The sequence below is a fragment of the Microvirga soli genome (assembly GCF_016734765.1).
Lineage (GTDB): Bacteria > Pseudomonadota > Alphaproteobacteria > Rhizobiales > Beijerinckiaceae > Microvirga > Microvirga soli.
Map to the genome: position 1 here is coordinate 395,411 of NZ_JAERQE010000001.1, position 20,186 is coordinate 415,596.

Annotated in this window: 16 protein-coding genes; 8 read left to right on the plus strand and 8 right to left on the minus strand. The window is 62.4% G+C overall.

The features are described from left to right. The first annotated feature begins 166 nt into the window (after nt 1-166). From JKL45_RS01730 to JKL45_RS31090, 5 genes are all read left to right on the plus strand, one after another. Nucleotides 167-826 carry a hypothetical protein gene (locus JKL45_RS01730; protein ID WP_201859370.1) on the plus strand — a complete coding sequence of 220 codons (660 nt, stop codon included), beginning with the start codon at nt 167-169 and terminating at the stop codon, nt 824-826. A 6-nt stretch (nt 827-832) separates the two neighbouring features. Next, nucleotides 833-3,037 carry a TnsB C-terminal domain-containing protein gene (locus JKL45_RS01735; RefSeq protein ID WP_201859371.1) on the plus strand — a complete coding sequence of 735 codons (2,205 nt, stop codon included), beginning with the start codon at nt 833-835 and terminating at the stop codon, nt 3,035-3,037. 19 nt (nt 3,038-3,056) lie between these two features. Beyond that, nucleotides 3,057-4,145, plus strand: coding sequence for a TniB family NTP-binding protein (locus JKL45_RS01740; protein ID WP_201859372.1), 1,089 nt, complete (start codon nt 3,057-3,059; stop codon nt 4,143-4,145). 13 nt (nt 4,146-4,158) lie between these two features. After that, a complete protein-coding gene (locus JKL45_RS01745) occupies nt 4,159-6,006 on the plus strand; it encodes a TniQ family protein (RefSeq protein WP_201859373.1) in 1,848 nt (615 codons plus the stop codon). Nucleotides 6,007-6,209: 203 nt separating this feature from the next. Further along, complete coding sequence (locus JKL45_RS31090; protein WP_512699568.1) at nt 6,210-8,093, plus strand: TniQ family protein; 1,884 nt, start codon at nt 6,210-6,212, stop codon at nt 8,091-8,093. Between the two features lie 622 nt (nt 8,094-8,715). On the opposite strand, the gene JKL45_RS01755 is transcribed toward JKL45_RS31090, so the two are convergent. The 4 genes from JKL45_RS01755 to JKL45_RS01770 all read right to left on the minus strand — a co-directional run bounded on the left by JKL45_RS01755 (nt 8,716) and on the right by JKL45_RS01770 (nt 11,620). After that, entirely contained in the window at nt 8,716-9,090 is a 375-nt protein-coding gene (locus tag JKL45_RS01755; protein WP_201859375.1) for a hypothetical protein, read from the minus strand. Nucleotides 9,091-9,188: 98 nt separating this feature from the next. Further along, the gene (locus JKL45_RS01760) at nt 9,189-9,530 is read right to left on the minus strand and encodes a ubiquitination-like system serine protease family protein (protein ID WP_201859376.1); all 342 of its coding nucleotides are present in this window, start codon (nt 9,528-9,530) and stop codon (nt 9,189-9,191) included. Next, the gene (locus JKL45_RS01765; RefSeq protein WP_201859377.1) at nt 9,527-10,924 is read right to left on the minus strand and encodes a ThiF family adenylyltransferase; all 1,398 of its coding nucleotides are present in this window, start codon (nt 10,922-10,924) and stop codon (nt 9,527-9,529) included. Before JKL45_RS01765 ends, JKL45_RS01760 begins: the two co-directional genes overlap by 4 nt. Nucleotides 10,925-10,927: 3 nt before the next feature. Beyond that, the gene (locus JKL45_RS01770; RefSeq protein ID WP_201859378.1) at nt 10,928-11,620 is read right to left on the minus strand and encodes a multiubiquitin domain-containing protein; all 693 of its coding nucleotides are present in this window, start codon (nt 11,618-11,620) and stop codon (nt 10,928-10,930) included. 192 nt (nt 11,621-11,812) lie between these two features. Here JKL45_RS01770 and JKL45_RS01775 point away from each other — a divergent pair, with 192 nt between their 5' ends. Both JKL45_RS01775 and JKL45_RS01780 read left to right on the plus strand, forming a co-directional pair. Beyond that, nucleotides 11,813-12,103: a type II toxin-antitoxin system Phd/YefM family antitoxin gene (locus JKL45_RS01775; RefSeq protein ID WP_201859379.1), complete on the plus strand. Its 291-nt coding sequence runs from the start codon at nt 11,813-11,815 to the stop codon at nt 12,101-12,103. Nucleotides 12,104-12,112: 9 nt separating this feature from the next. Then, nucleotides 12,113-12,565, plus strand: a complete 453-nt coding sequence (locus JKL45_RS01780) for a magnesium and cobalt transport protein CorA (RefSeq protein ID WP_201859380.1) — start codon at nt 12,113-12,115, stop codon at nt 12,563-12,565. A gap of 48 nt (nt 12,566-12,613) precedes the next feature. On the opposite strand, the gene JKL45_RS01785 is transcribed toward JKL45_RS01780, so the two are convergent. From JKL45_RS01785 to JKL45_RS01800, 4 genes are all read right to left on the minus strand, one after another. Next, a complete protein-coding gene (locus JKL45_RS01785) occupies nt 12,614-16,021 on the minus strand; it encodes an ATP-dependent helicase (protein WP_201859381.1) in 3,408 nt (1,135 codons plus the stop codon). 13 nt (nt 16,022-16,034) lie between these two features. After that, nucleotides 16,035-16,643, minus strand: coding sequence for a hypothetical protein (locus tag JKL45_RS01790; RefSeq protein WP_201859382.1), 609 nt, complete (start codon nt 16,641-16,643; stop codon nt 16,035-16,037). Next, the gene (locus tag JKL45_RS01795) at nt 16,640-17,431 is read right to left on the minus strand and encodes an RNA polymerase sigma factor (protein ID WP_201859383.1); all 792 of its coding nucleotides are present in this window, start codon (nt 17,429-17,431) and stop codon (nt 16,640-16,642) included. The genes JKL45_RS01790 and JKL45_RS01795 overlap by 4 nt, the downstream gene beginning before the upstream one ends. 215 nt (nt 17,432-17,646) lie before the next feature. Further along, a complete protein-coding gene (locus tag JKL45_RS01800) occupies nt 17,647-18,858 on the minus strand; it encodes an SIR2 family protein (protein ID WP_201859384.1) in 1,212 nt (403 codons plus the stop codon). Nucleotides 18,859-19,206: 348 nt separating this feature from the next. On the opposite strand from JKL45_RS01800, the gene JKL45_RS01805 reads away from it, so the two are divergent. After that, on the plus strand, nt 19,207-20,186 hold a 980-nt coding region (locus tag JKL45_RS01805), incomplete at its 3' end, for a hypothetical protein (RefSeq protein ID WP_201859385.1).

The window sequence follows — 20,186 nt, forward strand, 5'->3', positions numbered from 1 at the left end:
TTTGGACAGTTGGATGCGAGACTTGATCCAGCAGCGCCCCCCAGCCCCGGCGCCGGCAATCTCCAAGAAGCCCAGTCGAGAGCGCTTCTGGCCAGCACCCGAAACCCCAGTCCCAAAACCGGGCGTCCAAATCATATCACGCCACCCTTCCCTACAGGGGACCTTCTTGGATTATCCCGAAATGAAGATCGGTCGCTCGCCACGGGGATACCGGCGCGGACGTCAGAGCCGGTTTCCAAGCATAAAAAGCAAGAGAGTCATGAGGGCAGCGTCAAGTCTGGAATTTGACAACATGTTGGACTGCGACCTCGACCCAGCTAGGCACGGATTTGTCGAACAACCGATCCGGCTCAGATACATCTTGGACGGCAATCCTCAACTGGCTCTGCCGGATGCTTTTGTCATCTGGGAAGGACATCCTGAGTTCCAAGAGGTGAAGTTTGAACATGAGGCAAGCAAGCCAGAGAACGAACTCCGTTGGGAGGCCATCGCCTCCGCGGTGAATGGGTTGGGCTTTGGCTACCGGATTCGGACGGAAAATCAAATTAGGTGCAAGCCTCGTTATGACACTGTCTGGCGGGTATACGAGGATCGAATGGCACCTCTCCCCGACCGTGCGGCCTTGATCTCCCTCACGGAAAAGCTATCCGGGAACAAGCCAGTTACTCTGGGGGCGATCGTCGCCGACCTAGGCGTATCAACTGATCAGGTTCACGCGCTGATCCGCCGAGGCTATCTCGTGATTGATCTCGATTCGCCGCTCGGGGCCAATATCCCCGTTTCCCTCGGCTGGACGAATCTGGACAGCCTGACGCAACTTGGATGATCGAGCATGGAATCGTTCGCCTTTCAGGAGGGTGTGCGCATCCTTCTCGATAAGAAGCGCTACCGTCTCCTTAACGAGATCGCCATCGAAGGCATCTCGCATTGGCAGATGGTTCCGGTCGAGGCGGTCTCGCTGCATGGGCCGACCCGCGGGGCGATCATTGAGCGCCAACGCACCTCTGATCTCGAGATGTGGTTCGCAGATGGAAGTTTCGAATTTGACCGAGAGCGCGATGATGACACTCCTGAAGAGACAGCAAAGCGAGCCAGAAGGCGTTCGACATTAATTTCCGACAAACCTGAACATGTACGAAAGCGAATTGAGTTTCGCAGAGACGTTATCCGTGAAGTCGAAAAGAGACTTCCTCCCGGCCTCAAAACCGCGAAAATACGTGTCGACGGGAAACAGACCAAGGAGACTGTCCTAGCACGAACGCTAACGGAACTCGGGCAGGAGCTCGGCCAAAAACACTACGGTCGAGATAAGGAGGTCAGCACAGCGACCTATTATCGCTGGAAAGGCGAACTTGATGTAGCGAACGACGTGCGCGATCTCGAGGGAGACTTCGACAAGCGCGGCTATCGCCGGATAGTGTTCAAGAAAATCAAGGCCATCATTCGAAAGGTGATGATGGAAAAGCTGGAGGCGGCTCGCGAGAAATCAAAAGGCGACAAGCCAACCGTGACAATGACTGACATCATGATCGAGAGTCTAACTCGACTTGATGCTCTCAAGGTCAGTGAGCCAGAACTAGCAGAGTATATAAAGCTGCCTTGCAAATCCTCCTTCTACAACATTCTCGACACCATTCCAGCCTACCTTGCCAGCCTCGCTTTGAGGGGACGAACCAAAACGCAGAAGGATTTTCGTCGCCCGCACGGGCATGAAGAGCCCGAGGCATGCTTGAGCGATGTTCAGTACGACGAAACGCTGTTGGACGTTTACAGCTTCGATGACCTGCTGGGAATACCTCTAGGACGTCCTTGGTTGGCTTGGTTGGTTGACGTGTATTCAAAGGCAATCATTGGCTTCTATTGCGGCTTCGAACCACCCGGTGATCTGGTTTTCACAAGCGTTTTCCGTCATGCATCTCTCCCGAAATCTTATGTTCGAAAAGCGTACCCCGACATATCAGGCGGCTATATTATGGGTGGTCGTCCACGCTTCGTAACATTCGATAACGAGTTGGCAGCTCACGGAAGAACAATCGAGCGCCTGATGGGTGATCTCGACATTGCCTATGATTTCACTCCACCCCGGATGCCTTGGGTAAAGGGCGTTGTCGAAAATACGTTTCGGGTATTGAACCAGACCCTTCTGCGCGAAATGCCAGGCTTCGTATTGTCAAAGGAGATCGATCGTTGCGACTATGATCCCGCCAAGAACGGCTGCATCGGATTTTCGCATCTTCTTTGGATCATACACAAGTGGATCGTAGAGGTTTACAATACCGGCGCATTGCCCCGACTTAACATGAGCCCAAACCAACGCTGGATCGAAGGCACTCGGGTGATTAAGCCGAGGTTCCCTAGGTCCGGCACCGATTTGGATTTCCTCTGCGGCATCGATCGGGAAGGAACTCTTCTGGACTCGCGCGGCGTACTTTACGCGAACATGCGCTACTATAGTGATGGCGTGGACATCCTACGCCACAACCAAGGAGCTAGCCTCAAGGTCCGCGTGCGAGTCAATCCTCTCAATCTCGGTAAAGTGCACGTCTACGATTCAAGGAATGAGACTTGGATACCCTGCTACGCACTTGACCAGAAATATGCTACGGGCCTCGATTTGCACCGCCACACGCTCTATACCCGCCATGCCGAAAGGATTTCCGGCAGCACTAATCTTGAAGCCCGCCTCCGGGCAAAGATGGCGCTTCATGGCTTGATCAAGCAAGCTATGCCCCAAGCCATGGGCATGCGCAACAACACATTGATCGCACGTGCTGCTGGGATAGGTACACATACCATCTTCAATCTCCTCAATACAGACGGACATTTCGGAGCTCTCAATCAGCACTTTGCTGTCGGGACCCCTCCGTTGATCGAAGCGCTGAATGTTCACGACGCTCCGCTAATCGAAGAATCGGGTAATCACGAAGCTCCGGTGACTCGATACGATGTTCCCAACAGTCCTGCCGTGGCGCCGATTCAGAGACGTCTGACACTCCCCCGTTTCACGGCAACGCGCTCACTTCGACCCAGGGACTGAATTACGTTCGGGAGCAAACATGATGACGACGAAAATTCCACCTTCTGACGATATTCTAGGTGAACTCGACAGCATCTTCATTGAACATCCGGCCTTTGAGGATGTTGTAGAGGAGGTTATCGCGACCATTGGTCTCCACGGTAAGGTACGGGAGGCTCCGAACCTTTTCATAACCGGACCTTCCGGGATCGGAAAAACAACGCTCGTCACAAAAATTGAAGAGAACTTCCCGCGAGTGGTGGATGGCCGCAGAGTAAACCTTCCCGGTGGTCTCGAGGCAGTATGTGACTCCGTTCCTCTGCTGTGCATCGACATGCCCTCTCAGCCGACTCCAATTTCCGTAGCCCGCGTGCTGCTGAAGCATCTCGGTGATGAGTTCTGGCGCAAGGGAGGCCGTGATGACCTCAATACACGGCTGGTACTGTATACGCAGGCCTGTGGTGTCAGAGGTATTGTGGTTGATGAGGCACAACGCGCCGTCGACCGTGACGGCGTGGTCCGGCGGGAAGACTTGGCCGAATGGTTGAAGGAGATCCATAGCCAGATCAATGTCTCATTCATCCTGCTTGGAATGGGACGCGTCCGCCACCTGTTTGATCATGACGACCAGATCGACAGGCGCTGGGACGAAGAGATTCAGATGCCGCCCTACATATGGGGCAAGGATCCTGTCAAGGATACCGACCCAGTTCCGGAGAGTCGCCTATTCTTCCTTGCTCTCCTGGTCGCATTCAAGGAGGAGTCACCTCTTCCATATGCGCCTGAGATTGACGTCTTGGACGAAGACGAAGCCAAAAAATTCTACTACGCCTCCAGGGGTGTTGTCGGCCTACTCAAGAAACTGCTTTCAAGGGCGATGTGGATAGCGACAAGGGATGGAGACCTAATCGTTAGTGCCGATCTCCTCAGACGAGGTTTCGATAAGGCATTCCGCAAGGAGAAGCTGCACGAGAAACTGATCAATCCGTGGGGTCCCGAATGGGATGGCCGCATGCCACCTCCGATACGCGACCATACGCTTCTCATTCAGCCGAAGCGGACCCGTCGGGGAAAAAAGAGAAAGTCCGAACGTCGCGCCGAGCTAACGACTGCATTGACTAAAGCATGATGGCGGATGATTCATGCGACTGCTTGTTCGATTGAAACCGGATGCCGAGAGCAGTCTGCTCGGCTATGCCCTTGCCTTGACCGAGGCAAACGGGTTGAATGACCTGCGATGGCTCCTGACTGCGGCACGGCTGCCGAGAAGCTTTGCTACCAAGGAATGTGACTTGGGTCCGCTCGCGGCTGCCGTAGACCATTTGGTGAATGTAGAAGAGCTCAAGTCGATTTCAATTTGGCCTCTGGCGACCCGCTCGAACATCGTTCGTTTTGGCAGACAAGAGATCGCTGCGTCAGGCCTCGACATGATCCACGCCAAGGTTTGTGTGTCCTGCTTGCGGGAGGGAAAATCCTGCAAGCGCATTTGGGATCTACGTTGCTACCTCGCTTGCCCGGAACATAATGAAATCCTGACCGACACCTGCAACCACTGCGGCAGCCGACTGTCATGGTACCGGCGATCCCCTAGAGTCTGCCGATGCGGAAAGGAGATCGCAAGCTCGAACCTACCCGTCCCTCGTGAGGTATTGGATATAGCACGCGCCATAGCGAATTTTGCTGGTTCTACACTCAACCGGTTCCATGGAATCGCTCCAGTAGTGGGTCTCGATGCCGCTGTTCGTCTTCTTTGGTTCGCTGGCACTCACACTCCAGGCTTGGCGGCTTGGCGTTCCATGTTCATAGCCAAGCCACGCCTCATGACGGCGTTGGATGTGGTCCAGAGAGGCGCTCCGGTTTTGCTTGACTGGCCACACGGACTTCGAAATTGGTTGAAGGAACATCGTCGACCCGGATTCGGTGGGTTGGTGGCGACGTTCGGACCCCTGATGGAACGGATGAGAGTTGCATTCGATCACCCGGGTCTTGAACAGATACTGGATGAAATCCGGTGCACCTTAGCCAGTGATGTTAATGGGCTGCCCGTCAAGCACTGGTCGTTCTTCTATGCCAATCCGCCCTTCCAAAAGACTCATGTTACTGCCGCAGTGGCAGCCCGCCAACTGGGCGTTACGAATGCATCGATTGGTAAAATGATCTTGGATGGACGCCTTTCGGGCGCAAGCCAAACCATGGGCACGCGGCACATTCGGCTCATCGATTGTCAGCACCTAGGTAGGATACTAGATGAGCGTGCAAGCAGCCTCGGATCGAGAGAGGCCGGCCGATGGCTCGGTGTTTCAGCTTTTCAGATCGAGACCTTCCGGAGGATCGGACTACTGACAGCGGCGCGTTACGTTGGGAAGAGGAGCCACGAGTATCGATTCCATATCGATGATCTCGACGCATTTAGGATACGGCTCGAAGATGCGGCTGTATCTAAGCACTCAAGCGTTGATCACATACGACTGGCAAACGTTCCGGAGCTGCGTCGGGTCCGTCTCGTAGATCTTGTATCTGCGGTCTTTCAGGGCATTCTCAAACTGGTGGCGGATGACTCATCAGGTAAATCATCGCCAGTTTTTCAGCGTCTACTGGTCTCTAAGGATGCCATATTCGGGACTCGGTTCACGTTAAACGGCGCTTCAATGAGCGTAGCGGCTGCGGCCAAGCGGTTGTCGGTCTCGGTACGTATGATACCTCTTCTCGTTGAACATGGATGCCTGGAGAGAATTGAGGCGCACAATCAATCCATCCATTCCAAATGCAGCATCTCCGCTGTGTCTGTAAATGGATTCCATGGCCGATTCGCTCTTTCAAGTCGGTTGGCACGCGAGTTCCGAACGAGCACGCGGGTGATCTGTGAAAGATTGAAGGCTGCTGGCGTTGAACCGCTGATACATTCTCACTCCGCAAAAGGGATTTCAGCCGTGTGGAAGTTGTCAGAACTCAATGCGATTGATCTCAGTAAGAGGCAGGCGACCTCATAGTGAAGTCGTGAACACAGAGTCCCCGCGAGTTGCTCATCTTTGGTCGAAGTCGGTCGAGATCGAATAGGTTGAAGTTGGACCTTCTTTCGACCGAAGTGCTGAACGCTAGTCGAGGGTTAAAGATGTCTGGTCAAGAAACGACGTCGAGTGTGAAGACACAGGACCACTTTCTGGATCATCCCGATTTTAGTCATTCGTACCGAATGCCTGTCCGAACATCACCCATCAGAGGTGAGGGAATACGGGGCTGGGCACTTCGCATGGCCGAGTTAAATGGCCATCCAGATCCAAGCTGGATTCTCGCGCTGGCCGGCTTTCCGGGGCGGGGAGACGTCGCACGCCAAGATGTGATGCGTAGGCTCGCCGAAATGATTGGACGAAGTCCTGAGGAATTCGCGGACTTGATTCCCCTCAAGCGTGGTAAGGGGCATTCGAAGATCGTTATACCAGGCTTGGATTTGCCTTCTTGGATGCTAGCGTCCGAACATCCTAAGGTATGCCCCCTTTGCCTAGCCGAGCGACGAGTGTTACCTGCAATCTGGGACCTAGGTTTCTGGACGTGTTGTCCTCGGCACGGCTGCTGTCTGTCAAGGATCTGTCCGGTCTGCACGAATCCAATCACGTGGCGACGACCGGGAATTGATCGCTGTCCGACCCCTCATTGCGAAGGTCGACTCTCAAGTGCCGATCCGGAACCGGCACCTCAAGCCGAACTCGACGTTATTCTACTGTTGGCGAAGAAGTTGGCCGTCCCTGACCTACCACAAGGTTCGACGCTTTGGAACGCATTTGGACATTTGGATGCTGCGGACATCATTCGCATGATCGCCGGAGTGGGCCTTCCGGTGATGTCGTTACGAGGACATAGCAGGCGTAGAGGATCCAAACCCGAAGACGTCATGAAAGCCACTGCGGAGGTCCTCACGGACTGGCCACGTCAATTCCATGGGCTGTTGAGAGAGGCCGCGGATGATACGAAAGGAAGACGGAGCCTCCAGCAGCGGTTTGCAGGACTCTACCAGAGATTGATGGGACAGGGTGCTTATAGCTCGCTCATGCCTCCAGCGGCCCGATCTGTTCTCATCGAGGAGCTCTTGGTTCACTTGGACGAAACATGGATTGGTGAGGCGGCATTGCCTAGACAACTGGTCGGGAAGGTTGGATCAGGCCAATGGATCAGCCGCAGTCGCGCGGCACTCCGGATGGGTGTTCACGAGAATACAATACTGAAGATGGTCAACAGCGGGCAGATAAAAGGGCAGTTCGTGACTGCGGGGAAGATTACCTACCTTTTTGTCTCAAAGGCGGAAGTCGAATTGGCTGAAACAGAGCGGCTTCCACACCTCGATACACAAGAATTCAAGAGAGAGCTTGACGCGATTACCTTTGGAGATGCTGCTCAACTATCCGGCGTCAACATTGATCATGTGAGGGAGCTAGTGCGCGTGGGACTTGTCATGTCGATTAGCAGACCTCCGAAGCATTACGTGTCGCGCCGCTCCCTTGAGCACCTGATCGATAGGGTCGAATGCATGCCACAAGCGACAGTGAAGGAGAAGACGAACCTGATCGGTGTCGCTCGTGTAGTCCAAGTGTATAAGGGGTTGGGTATCGCGGAACTCCTGAACGATATCCTAGACGGAAAGGTCCATGTAGCATCGATTATATCAAGCGAATTCGGATTCAGAAGGTTTCTATTCAACTGTGATGCGGTTGCGTTGCTCGCCCAAGAGCGACGTGCCTCTCAGGGAACAATGACGGCAGCGGAAGTACGTCGCGCACTACAATGTGGTACGCTCGACATCGCGAGGCTCCTAGCGTCAGGCTTTCTTGTGGATCTTCAAGGGTCTGGGCCTCAGCGGGGTAGGCACAGAAAAATCACATTGGAGAGTGTCGAGATTTTCGACCGGGACTTTGTACCGCTTCCGGTGCTTGCACGGGCTCATAGAATCCACGCATATAAAATTGTTAATCTATTACATAAACATGGGGTAGAGCCTATTCTTCCGGCAGATGGAGAAAATACCCGCTCGTTCTGGCGAAGGAGCGAGGTTGGGAGTGTGCTAGGGACGCCAAAGCATACGTAGTGATTTCCGGCTGAGAAGGCGGTTCTCAAGTATTCATGGAGAACCAGCCATATTTCTCAATAATTCATGCACGACTTTCTCATTTGCCGTGGAAGAATTCGGCTAAGTCCTTGAATTTGGCTGTGTCGGTTTCGCGGTATTTCATGGTCTGCGCAACCATCCATGTGGACAGTCTCACAATAAATGCGAAACCGACCGACAAATATTGCGAAACTTTCCACCAAATGTCCTGACCTCCTTTCTTATTGTGGCACAGGCACTTAGATCCGCAAAGCCGCACAGGAGCCCAAGGTTAACGGCATTGCCATTCGCATTGGCAACGCCACGAGGGAAAAGGGGTTGGCACGAGGGTAACCTAGCGACGGCGCGCCTCCGGTTGGCGCGCCGTTCGCCATTCAGGGAGCAAGCGCGCTGGAACGGGAAGACGTCCTCAGGATGATCGGCCGCGAAGCTGTTGATCATCCCGAACTTCGCCTGCGTTGCCACCGAGTTGGCCACGTGGAAGTACCTGATGCCTTGGCTGTCCGGCTCCTCGCTGGCAGTTTGGGCTGAGCTTGGAAATGATAGCCAAGCCGGCCCGCCGGGCGCTCCGAGCCGCCTGCAGTGTCGGCCGGCGGGTGAATCAGGTGAAAAAGGGATCCCCGAGCTGATGCAGGCGGCAGGTCTCCAGGTCGGTCCTGCCGGCGTAGCGAGGCTCCGGAGCCTTCATCAGGTCGGACCGGGCGGACCAATCCCCCAGCCGCGTCACAATACGCTTCTCCAAGATGATCCTGCGCCCGAGCTGGGCCTCGGCGGCGGCCAGCGCACGGTCGAAGGCAGCATTCGCTGCGGCCACGTCCTCGAAGACACCCCAGAGCGTGGTGTTGGGCAGCCGGAAGATCTTCGTCGCACTCTTGCAGATGTAGAGCCATCCCTCGGGTTCGGCAGAGGCCAAGAACGTGGCGTGCGGCGACGGGTTGCCGCTCTTCAGGTCATAACTCACAAGATAGGCTGGCATGTCGGGTTCCTCCGGTAGGCTGTGCAAAGGCGATGGGGTGCCGGCCGCGTGTGGTCAGGCGGTCGGCAAGGGAGTGGAGGCGGCTGGCCAGTGCGGGGTCAGCACCAGTGGATCTTGCCGCGCCTGAGCCAGAAGTGGCTTTTGCACCCCCTCTGGCGCCAGATGCTGGGCCGCAGCGAGACCGTGCCGTCCCAGTGATCGGTCAGCTGCCACCGGGGGCTTCCAGCGGGCAGAAGCGACAGTTTGATGGTCTCGCCGCAGCCGCAGGGGCATCCGAACACCGCGAACCAAAGGTGGCCGTCCTCGCCGACGGCATGCAGGGTCCGGGGCATCGGCCGGTCCGGCTCCTCCTCGGCGTAGTCGGCGACGAAGCGTCCACGCCACATCGCAAGGCCGGTCACGAGGGAGCGCAAGGCGCGCCTGATGCGGGAGACCGTCATGAGCCCCTCCTCCGCAGCATGTCGAGATAAGGCCGCCCCAGCGGCGGCGACATGTCGCCACGGCCGACGTGGCGCAGGAGGGCTTCGTCCGGCCCGCGCTCCGCGGCCTGGAGGTAGAGCCCCGCCGTCAGGCTCATGGTCTGGGCGGCGAAGTCGCCGTTGGGGTCGATGCGGCCGGGATGGAGCCGCAGCAGGAAATCGATGACGGCGAGGCTCGAAAACAGCGCGTTCACCGCGTTCACCGCCGGCCGGTCCTCGTCCACGCCGCGCAGATAGCCGCGGCGGACCTTCTCGGCGTAGGCGGCGGGATCGCTCCGGCGGAGCGCGGCGGCCTCCAGATCCGCGTCGGTGTAGACCCCGCGCGTCCTCAGGCTCGACCGGCCGGGCTGGACGTAATGGGCGGAGCCGCAGATCTGGTCGATCCCTCCCTGCCCGTCGGCGTCGAGGCGCACCCCGACGTCGAAATACGCCAGGAGGTGGAAGGTCGCGAGCCGGTTGAGCAGGTCGCGGCCGTCGACGCTGTCCATGCAGCCGAACGCGACGTCGCACGCGGCGACGGCCCGCAGGGCCGCCGGGTCGGACAGGTCCAGGGGCAAGGCCTCGACGGCCGTTCCGAGCCCGAGGCGCTGGATGAAGTCCCCCAGCACCTCGACCTTCAACCGTCCGACATCGCCCCTGACCGCGTTCACGATGCGGTTCAGGTTCTTCTCCTCGACGCGGTCGGGGTCGACCAGGACGATCCGGCCGACGCCGAGCCGGGCCAGCTGGTCGACGACGACGCTGCCGGTCCCGGAGCAGCCGACCACGGCGACGCGCAGCCGGCGGAGCCGCTCGAAGGTTCCGCGGCCGAAAGCCTGGGCATGGCGCAGGGCGAATTCGGGGAGCGGCTCGGGCGACGGCGCCTTGCAGTGCCAGAAGTGGAGATCGTCCCCGATCACCGCGACCTGGTCGAGCGGCCCATGACCGCCGTCGCCGTCATGGGCCCGGGCGATCACCCGCCCGTCCGGCAGCATGATGGCGCTGAGGTGGGGGCGGCCGTCATCGACGGCGGCGGCCACCGAGCTGAAGAGTTCGGCGTCTGCCGCATCGTCGACGGGCGAGAACGCCGCAAGGCCGTCCGGGTGGCTGTGGATCTTCGCCACGGCGAGCCCGGAGCCCGCCGCCTGTTCGAGCAGATCCTTCAGGCGGCTGGTGGGCCAGGTCACCCGGTCCTTCGCGCGATGGCACTCCGAATGCGGCACCGGCACGACCTGATGGACGAGAAGGCGGTGAAGTCCGGGTGTCTCGCAGCGGCCGCACAGCATCAGGGCGACGGCCTCAAGGCCGTCGCCGGGGAAGAGGTGGGCACGCAGCAGCTCATGCTGCGTGCCCGTCATGGTCAGGGTTGTGCGCATCGGTCAGGCCGCCTTCTGGAGTTCGGCCGCGAACCAGAAGTCCACGAGGCGGAGATGTGTGCCGATGTCGTCGATGTCGGGCCGCCACGGATTGGCCGACGTCCGGTGCCGCGACCACCCCTGCCAGGTCTTGCCCTCGAAGAGGTCGGAGACCAGGGACCGGATCGGGTATCCGTCGGTCCGGGCGAGGTGCGGGAAGGCGTAGACCATGTCGATCTGGGTCGTCGGGTAGCTCGGATCCAGCCGGAGGAAGATGTCGGCCTTGCCCACGTTGTAGCCCGCCGGGACCGGGTAGTCGCGGATCACCACCCGGGTGACGCCGCTCTCGGAGACCGCCTCCCAGCGCAGGCCGAGGGCGTTGAGCGCCGCGAGGTCCGTCTCGGGCAGGGCAAAGTCCCGCCGGGGCGCCACCCCCTCCCCTTCGGTCTGGTCGAGGGGGAGGGTGATGAAGCGCTCGACCCCGGGCTCCCGCAGGTCGACGGTGCCGTCGAGCGGCACTTCCTCAAGCCGGCCGCCGTTGGCGCGCTGGTGGAGCTGGTAACGCTCCGGCGGCGTCTTGCCGGCGAGGGCCAGCAGCTCCCGGCCCGTCGGCGCTGGATTGCTGGTCTCAAGATCGAGCTTGTCGATCTTGATCTTGTAGGCCGCGGGCTTCGGGCCCTTGGAGCCTTCGGCGGGGTTCTCATTCGGTCTCGTCATTGCTTTGTCCTATTGGTTCGGGAAGCGGCGCCGGGTCGGTCCTGCACCTTCATCCGTTTGATCGAACCGCCCAGCTTGAACCGGAAAGGACCCGCAGAAATTTTTTGGCCCGCCGAATGGTGGGGTTTGAGGCCTCGCCCTTGAATCTTCCCCTTGTCTTACGTAACTTACGTAAAATACGAGGAGGATCCTATGCCCGCCGTTCCAGCATCCGAGATCCAGAAGAACTTTGGTGAATGGGCCGACAAGGCCTATGAGGGACCTATCGAGATCAGCCGGTACGGGCGCACGACGACCTATCTGGTATCGGCCCCCTTCTTCCGGGAGGTTATGTCCACCTACCGCAAGGCGATGCCGGTCCAAGCGCTCGATGAGAGCGACATGGATCTGATCCGCAGCGCCAAGGTCGACACGGACGAGCCTTACACCCTGGACGACATCCCCGAGGTCGAGGCGGCCAGCCACATGGCTCCCGGGCGGTGAGCCTGCGCAATGCGCATTCCCGCCAAGCCTCCGGTCGGCCATGTCATCGCCTATGAATACTTGTGGCTGTCGCAGAAGGATGACCGCGAGGATGGCGCCAAGGTCTATCCCACCGCCATCGTGGTGGCGCGCGAGGATCGCGGACCGATCCCGTTGGCCTATGCGCTTGGGATTTCGCACAAACCACCCGCGGAAGGCGAGCGGGCTCTGGAGGTCCCTCCCAAGCTGAAGCGCCACCTCGGTCTGGATGACGGGCCGTCGTGGATCTACACGGATCAGGTGAACGTTTTCGCCTGGCCGGGCCCGGACATCCGCCCCGCCGAATATCTGTCGTCGCTCCCGCGGGCCCAGGGGACCTGCGTGGTCGGGGCGCTGCCATCGGACTGGTTCGCCCTTGTGCTTCAGCACCTGGACGAAGGCTACCGGCTCCATTTGGTGAAGGCTGTCCCGCGAACCGCGTGAGAACCTGAACAGGTGCGAAGCTCCACGAGGGAGGTATCAAGGGGATGATCACCCGCCCGGCTTTGCCAGCCGTCCGGCCGGCGCGGGCCCGCAGATGAAGTAGTGGGGACAGCGCGGGCAGACGCGCTCATTGGGCCGGCGGGGATAGTCGCCGGCCGCGATGCCGGCCGCGAGTTCAAGCATCTTCTTTTCCCGGTTCTCCAGCTTGCGGGCCGTGAGATCGATGCGGGTGACCGTTTCGTCGCTGAGATGGATCGCCTCGACCTCCGCCCCGGCGCCGTGTTGCCGGCGGGCCGCCAGGTGGTACAGGCTGTAGATGATGTCGTCCTCCTCGTCCGAGGACTTGCGCCCCGTCCGCACCCGCCGGAACACGACCCGGTTGCCGGACTGGCGCACCTCGTCCGGCCTGACGAGCAGCCGCACGCCGGCCGCGGGCAGGTGGACCGTCGCCGACGGCGCCGGCGGCGAACCCTCCCGCGAGCGCATCAGCGCCCGCACGAGGTCCAGTCCGGCGCGGCGGAAGTCCTCGGCGTAGCCATGGTCGGTCGGGCCTTTCTCCGCCCAGACAAGATCGAACTGGCCCTCCACCTCCGCGGGGGGCAGGTGCCAGCGCCCGGGATCGTCCCGCAGCCACCGCACCACGTCGTAGACGACGTCGTGCATGCGCACGAACGCGGTCGAGCGCCGCCCGCCGGCCACGCCGAGCACATGCGTGTAGAAGTAGCGCCGGGGGCACTTGGCATAGAGGGAGAGTTGCTCCGCATGCACGACGGGGGCCTCCTGCCAGTCGACCGCCACCCGGTCCCCCGCGGGATCCGGGCGCGACGGGCGGAACAGGGCGGGGGCCTCGTCCCGGCGCAGCACCGGCGCGATGACATCGAGGAAGGGCGACGGCGACCGGGCCTTGCCGTCGGCCTGCCGCGAGCTGGCGTACAAGGTCAGGTGACGCCTGGCGCGCGACATGGCCACGAAGAAGAGGCACTCCTCCTCCTCGTCATGGCCGGCCTTCACGGCCTCGGCCCCGCCGAGCCCCTCCGCGCCGGCGATCATGCCGTCCGGCGGCGGGCAGCGCGGGGTCTGGTTCCGCCCCGGGAAGCTCGTCAGCGTCATGCCCGGCACGTGCACCGCCTCGAACTCCAGGCCTTTGCTCCCGTGCACCGTCATCAGACGAACGGCGTCCATCGTGCCGGCCGCCGCCGGCATCTGGCGCAGGTCGCGCTCCTCGGCGAGCAGGACGAGCCGCCGGGCGCGGTCGAGCAGGCGCTGGATCGGCAGGCCCGGCCCGTCCGGCAGGCTGCGGCAGAAGCCCAGGAGCTGCCAGACCGCCACGGCCTTTACCCGGTCGGCGGCCTTGGCTGACGTGACGAGGTTCCGCAGGACATCGCTGCGGTCGAGGAGGAGCCGGCAGAGCACGGGCCAGGGCTGGCTCGTTGCGCCAAAGCCATCAAGATCCCCGCCGAGGCGGGCGAGCGACGCGGCCGCCGCCGGAGCGAGCGACGCGGCCCCGGCCAGCCACGCCATCGGCGCCGCACAGCCCGCGGCGTGCTCCCCCAGCCGGGCGACCTCGTCGAGCCGCATGGCGTAGCGCGGAAGGCCGGCGACGCGGGGCAGGCCCGAGGCCCGCGGGTCGACGAGGAGCGACAGCACCGCCAGGAGGTCCCGCGCCTCGGGCCGCTCGAACAGGTTGCCGAGGAACAGGACTGGGATGTCGCGCGCCTCCAGCTGCGCGGCGAGGTCGGCAAGGCGGCCGTTGCCGCGGCAGAGGACGGCCTGGTCGCGGAAGGCGACCCCGGCCTCGGCCAGCTCGTTGATCCAGGCGGCGACCGCCGCCGCCTCGTCGTCCGGATGCGCGACGCGCCGGAGCTCCGGCTGCACCCCCGAGGGGCCCCGGTGGGCGGTCAGGTCAAGGGCCAGCACTCCCGCCGAGGCCTTCATCGTCGCGGCGAAGTGGACGAACGCCCCGACGATCTCCGCGCTCGACCGGTAGTTCACCTTGAGCTGGTCCCGCCGACCGGCCGGGAAATCCTCCAGGAACCGGGCCATGTTGCCGGACGAGGCGCCGCGGAAGCGGTAGATGGACTGGCGGGAGTCGCCGACGACCCAGAGCCGCTCGCCCGCCCCGGCCAGGGCTTTCAGCAGCCGGATGCTGGCGCGGTTCACGTCCTGATACTCGTCGACGAGGATGTGCCGGTGCCGGGCCTGGAGCCAGGCGCGGACCTCCGGGTCGCGCTCCAGCAGGAGCGCGGGGCGCATGACGAGATCGCCGAAGTCGAGCAGGCCCGCGCGGCGCAGTTCGCCGTCGTAGCGCCGGTAGACCTCCGCCACCTCCAGCGCCTTCTCGGCGCGGATGCGGGCGTCGTCGTCGCCGGCGGCCTCGGCCATGCGCCGGGCCAGGGCCCGGTACTCGTCCGGGCCGACGACCTCGTCCTTGGCGCGCGAGATCGCGCTGAGGATGTCGCCGAGGTCGAGCGTCGGGTCGTAGAGGTTGCGGAAGTGCCGGAGCGGCAGCGTGGGGACGAGATCCTCCAGGAGGCCGATGGCATCGGCGCGGTCGACCAGGCGCGGGTCGTCGGGCAGGCCTTCCCGGTCGTGGAAACGCCGCAGCACGTCGAGGCCAAAGCCGTGGAAGGTCCCGACCCAGGTGGCGCCGGCGGCGGCGGGCCGCCGCGCCGCGAGGCGGTCGACCAGCTCCGCTGCGGTCTTGTTCGAGAACGTGAGGACCAGGACGTCCGCTGGATCCGTGCCTGCGTCCCCAAGCCGCTCGATCCGGCCGATCAACGTCTTCGTCTTGCCCGTGCCCGGGCCTGCCTGGAGCTGGAACGGCGTGCCGTGATGCGCCGCGGCCGCCGCCTGGCTGGGGTCGAGCCCGGGATCGGGACCGTTGGCCCCGTCGCCGTCCGCCGGCGGCTCCGGGAGCAGCAGGGCATCGAGGAGCTGCTGTGCCACGAGCGCGTAAGGCAGTCCCGACCGTTCGGCGATGTCGGCCGCTCCCAGCCCCTCGTCGAGGAACAGGCGGCGCGCACGCCCGCGGGGCAGCACGATTTCGCGGGCGAACAGATCGGCCTGGATTTCCCGGCGCTCGCGGCGCCCGTAGTCCACCACCTTCTCGACGCCGCTCGCCGCGGCGTCGGCCAGCCGGCTCGGGTCGATCTGGCGGTCGACGATGAGTTCGGCCGGGCGGTGGACCACGGCATGCCCGAGCTCGTGCCCGGCCAGCAGTGCCCGCTCGCCGGGCGGGCCCTCGTCGGCGCAGGCGATCAGCCCCAGTTGCGGATCATACAACCCCTTGCCGCCCTGCAGCATCGGGTCGCCCCGCGCGATCCAGGCGAGGTCGAGCTCGTGCGCGGCGATGGCCGCCTCGACCACCGAGAGCGGCCGCCATGGATCCGCGCCCGCCCCGACCGCGGCGTCGTGGCGGCGTGCTGCCTCGCGCCGGATGACCTCGATCACGTCCATCGGTCAGCCCCCGTCAGAGCGAGGCAAGGTGGCGTTTCTGCTCGTCCGTGAGGTTCGAGCCGTCGAGGGCCTGCGCGAAGGTCCATTTGTCACGCGCTTCGGGCTTGCCGTCCGCCTTGTAGAGGGCTTGGGCCGGCAACCGCGGCGGACCGGCCAGAAAGGCCGCGAGCGCATCGGCCGTGGTGCCGAGCACCTCGGCGAGCCGTGCAATGAACCCGCGCGACAACTCCTCGCTGCGGATGAGGCGGTCCCGCAGGCGGCCCATGAAGACGACGTTGCCCCCGAGCTCCTGGGCCGCCTGCCGGAAGCCCTTCGGATCCAAGGCCGCGAACGGGTCGGCGGGCGCCTCGGGTGGCACCTGTTCGGCGGCGAGGCGCGCCTCGACCTGACGGAACTGCGCGAGCGCCGCCCCGGCCACGGCTTGGTCGACCGCCGCGCACTCGGGCGCCGAATCGACCTCAAGAAGCGCGAGCTCGTCGGCCAGCTCGACCAGTTCGTCCTCGTACTGCGGGTACCGGCGCACGAAGCTCTCCAGCACCTCCCGCGCATGCCGGTCCTGCCGGGTGGCGAAATCCATCAGGACGTCCTCGCGGGAGGGATTGCTGCGGTCGGTCGACCTCATGGCCGTGGTCCTTCCAATCGGGCGCGGATCATCTCCACGCCCCGCTTGATCCGGTTGCGGACGGTTCTCTCATTGACGGCGCAGAGTTTTGCGATGGTCATCTCATCGGGATCCTTCGAGTCGATCTTGTGGCCCTGGAGGAGCAATTGGATCGCCTCCCGCTCCTCCGCCGGCAGATGGTTGATCGAATGAAGCGCCTGCTTCCGGAAAACCTCGAACTCGGCCGTCGTCATGCCGAGCCCGTTCTCGGTTTCCGGCTGGCGATAAGGGTCCTCGCCAGGCGAGGGCCGGCCGTCCGCGTCTTCCCCGTCGTGGCGCAGGTCGGCCTTGCGCCGGTCGCGGCGGCGTTGGGCCCCGTACAGATCCTTGCGCAGGGCCTCCAGCGCGCCGTTGAACATGACCTCGAAGGGGTCGAGGCGTTCAGGCTCGTTCCGCAGCCCGCGTGCGAGGATCTCGAAGAAGCGGGAGATCACCTCCTCGCGCACCGTCTCGGCGTCGGCGACCGCGCCGGGGCGGATGGAATGCGCCAGGTTGTGCTTGAGGCGGCAGTGGAGAATGCCAAAGAGACGGTTGAACCATTCGCCCCGGTTCTCGCGCGCTGCCTCGCGGATCAGGTAAACGAGGCATTCGGAGGAAACATGACCAGGGCTCCGAAAATTGGTTATGGCGAGGCGCTGTACGATGCTCTCCCGGTCAAGCGCCATCAGCTCCTGCAGGAGCGCCGTCGTGGCCGGATGGCGCTCGTAGAGGCGTCCATCTCCTCTGCGCTTGGTGAGGGGGCGCAACACCGTGTGATCTCCTGGCTGGCGTCATGACATGGGCGGATCGTACCGCATGGCCACCTCTTACTGATTTTGGCCCCGGAGTCATCCACGATGTCCGGAGCCGGCTGGGGATGGCAGGCCATCCTGGTGCGCCACCCTGGGCTATCTCCCGTCGAGGGCTCTGCGAACAGATATCGAGGGCAGGGTGCGAGATCCCTGGCATCCGGAGATCGTCCTCATCAGGACCGGAGAAGTGCGCCGAGGTCAAACGTCTCGGAGAAATAGTCCTTGATTACCGTGAGCCGTTCCCCGGAGATGCCGAAATCCAGGCGGAACTTCTCCGCCACCCGCTCTGGTGCCGGGTCCAAGACAACAACCCGCGGCATCGAGGAACGGCGCATCAGCGCTTTCAGGAAAAGCCCATTGCTCTGTAGGTCCGTGCGCGGAAAGGAATACCCGATGACAACGATGGTGTCGGCCGCAGCGAGAAGGTCCTCCGCTTCCCGCCACAGGCCAGCGAAGAGGCTACCGAACATACCATAGGTCTTGTTCTTCACCGGTGGGATGATCAGCGGCATCGAGACGAGGCCGTCCTTGGCTGCCGTGCCTTCCGGCTTCCACGGCACCTGCATCCGGGTGCGGACGAACACACGCCCCTCCCCGGCGGCCCGTCCGGGCACGTCCTGGAGGTTCGGCGGGTAGTAGCCATACGAGAACGGCTTGTATCCTGGCATGTAACGGCCTGCGTAGCAGGCGTAGGGCTCAGTCGCATGCTCGAACACATGCAGCGTTCCCGGATCAAGCTCATGGGTGAGGACGATCTGGCCGCCCTTGTCCGGCGTCGTATAGGCCGTCAGCCAGTTCGTCGAGCCATGCAACTTGATCAGGCGCGGGGATCGGGGTTCGGAAGGTTTGTCGTTAGGGGATCGCCAGCCATCAGTGAAGACCCTGTGGGGCGTGACGCCATAGCCCCAATCCGCACACCACGGTGTCTCTGCAGACAGGGCACGGTCCATCAGGGTGTCCCAGTTAAACGTAACCACCGCATCATCCGGTCCCAGGAGGCGCGCGATGCTGCGGTGCGGTTCGGAGATGGGGCCGTTCTGGATCTCGTTGATCACCGAGGCGAAGAGGAAGACGAGCTCGTTGTAGGCCCGGTATGGATAGTAGAAGTCCATCGGATTTCCCGACCGCATGGCCTCATCCCGTGCCGCCTCGATCTCGGAATGCAACACTTCGATGTCGAGACCCGAGCGCAGGTAATCATGCGGATTGGGAACGCCCTTCTCCAGCAGGTAGCCAAGCAAGCCCTCTTGGAGAACCCAGGGATTGGCACTGATGGCGAGACGGTCGAAGGTTTGGAAGAAGTCCCGCGCAATCGGCATGCGTTGGCCGGTTGGGGAACTGCCATAGCTCTTGGAGGCTCCTGCTCCGAGCAGAAAGACGTTCATGGAATCCTCATGCCCCGCCCGGGATTGCCTGTGGGGTTCCTCCCAAGCCAAGCGGAATGGCGCTTCCTACCGGCACCAGCAACCGTATGTCCAGTTCTGAGCCCGTACACCCAATCGCCTCCCATGCAACGACCAAGGCAGACGGAAGCCTGATGAGGCATCGGTTCGGCTTATACACCCCTGGCGAACGTGATGCTGTCTCGGACGCCAAGCCCGAGATCCGGCCAGCGCATCAGGCGCTCGGCGGCCATGAACATTTGTTCGTGGCGTGTGATGGGATCCTTCATTGCACGGTCGTGATCGGCCTGAGAGGATGGAGCCACCACAACGACCGAGACCGCGCGTGCGATGTTGAATGATGAGGACCACCCATCCGACGAAACACCCTTCGAACCCACGCCCCCTCCTGGGGAGCTCTGGGTCTCCCTGACGCTTCCGGACGTGGCGCGGCTTTCCGATGAGCAGCTTGAGGAGTGGTTCCCTGACCACGACGGCCGGTGGACGGCGCAAACCAAGGCTTTGGTTAACCAGTTCGGGGCAACGGGCCTTGACCTGAACCGGAACTGGGCCGAGGTGCCGCCAAGCTGGCAATGCATCTGCTGCCAACGGACCAAGCCCGAGATTGTCCGTAAGGCCGACAATGGCGTCCTCGTGGCCCATCTGGAATGGCATCACGACCACATCGTTGATCTGTTCGCCCGTCGGCTCAACGAGCGCTTTGGAACGCCCTGGACGCAGGGCGTTCCCGAGGCCTGTCGGCTCGCCGACGGGCCCGTCAAAGCGTTGCTTTGGCGCTTCCGGGATGCCCTGATCTGCGACGCCTGCAACCGGGCCGACGGAAAGGCCAAGGAGGCCCTGAAGGGGGACGCTCATCCGGATTTCACTTTTACCCCTGGCGAGATTGCACAGTTCATCGTGCCCCAGCCCAACCGGCACCACGAGATCGACGTCGACCGGGCCCGCGCGATCTGGAGGGATGCGCGGGAGGACTTCATGGATCGGGTTGCGTTCATGGACCTGATGGTCGAGCGGCTCGCGGAAGGGCGGCACGGCGTCGAGCGCAACCGGGTCGCCGAGGGGGTGTCCCCGCAGGAGTCTGCAGACAGGGTCTTGTCCCGCATGGGGATCGTCGATCCGTCCGCACAGACCTTCACCCGCTGGCGTGGCCGGCTTTCCTTCGATCTGGCGGATCGCTCGACGATGCGGGACGGCGCCGGCCGGTCGACCCGCGCACGACCGGCCAAAGGCGCGCGGGCGCCAACCAACGCGGAGTTCGACGCCTTCGACCAGAGGGCGCAACTCGGGTGGAAGCGGACCCCGCCTGACTG

Coding starts and splice junctions, on each gene's coding strand:
- JKL45_RS01785 (WP_201859381.1), bottom strand. CDS start 16,021: ATGGACGTGATCGAGGTCATCCGGCGCGAGGCAGCACGCCGCCACGAC.
- JKL45_RS01735 (WP_201859371.1), top strand. CDS start 833: ATGGAATCGTTCGCCTTTCAGGAGGGTGTGCGCATCCTTCTCGATAAG.
- JKL45_RS01745 (WP_201859373.1), top strand. CDS start 4,159: ATGCGACTGCTTGTTCGATTGAAACCGGATGCCGAGAGCAGTCTGCTC.
- JKL45_RS01740 (WP_201859372.1), top strand. CDS start 3,057: ATGATGACGACGAAAATTCCACCTTCTGACGATATTCTAGGTGAACTC.
- JKL45_RS01765 (WP_201859377.1), bottom strand. CDS start 10,924: ATGCGCACAACCCTGACCATGACGGGCACGCAGCATGAGCTGCTGCGT.
- JKL45_RS01790 (WP_201859382.1), bottom strand. CDS start 16,643: ATGAGGTCGACCGACCGCAGCAATCCCTCCCGCGAGGACGTCCTGATG.
- JKL45_RS01755 (WP_201859375.1), bottom strand. CDS start 9,090: ATGCCAGCCTATCTTGTGAGTTATGACCTGAAGAGCGGCAACCCGTCG.
- JKL45_RS31090 (WP_512699568.1), top strand. CDS start 6,210: ATGCCTGTCCGAACATCACCCATCAGAGGTGAGGGAATACGGGGCTGG.
- JKL45_RS01800 (WP_201859384.1), bottom strand. CDS start 18,858: ATGAACGTCTTTCTGCTCGGAGCAGGAGCCTCCAAGAGCTATGGCAGT.
- JKL45_RS01780 (WP_201859380.1), top strand. CDS start 12,113: ATGCGCATTCCCGCCAAGCCTCCGGTCGGCCATGTCATCGCCTATGAA.
- JKL45_RS01760 (WP_201859376.1), bottom strand. CDS start 9,530: ATGACGGTCTCCCGCATCAGGCGCGCCTTGCGCTCCCTCGTGACCGGC.
- JKL45_RS01770 (WP_201859378.1), bottom strand. CDS start 11,620: ATGACGAGACCGAATGAGAACCCCGCCGAAGGCTCCAAGGGCCCGAAG.
- JKL45_RS01775 (WP_201859379.1), top strand. CDS start 11,813: ATGCCCGCCGTTCCAGCATCCGAGATCCAGAAGAACTTTGGTGAATGG.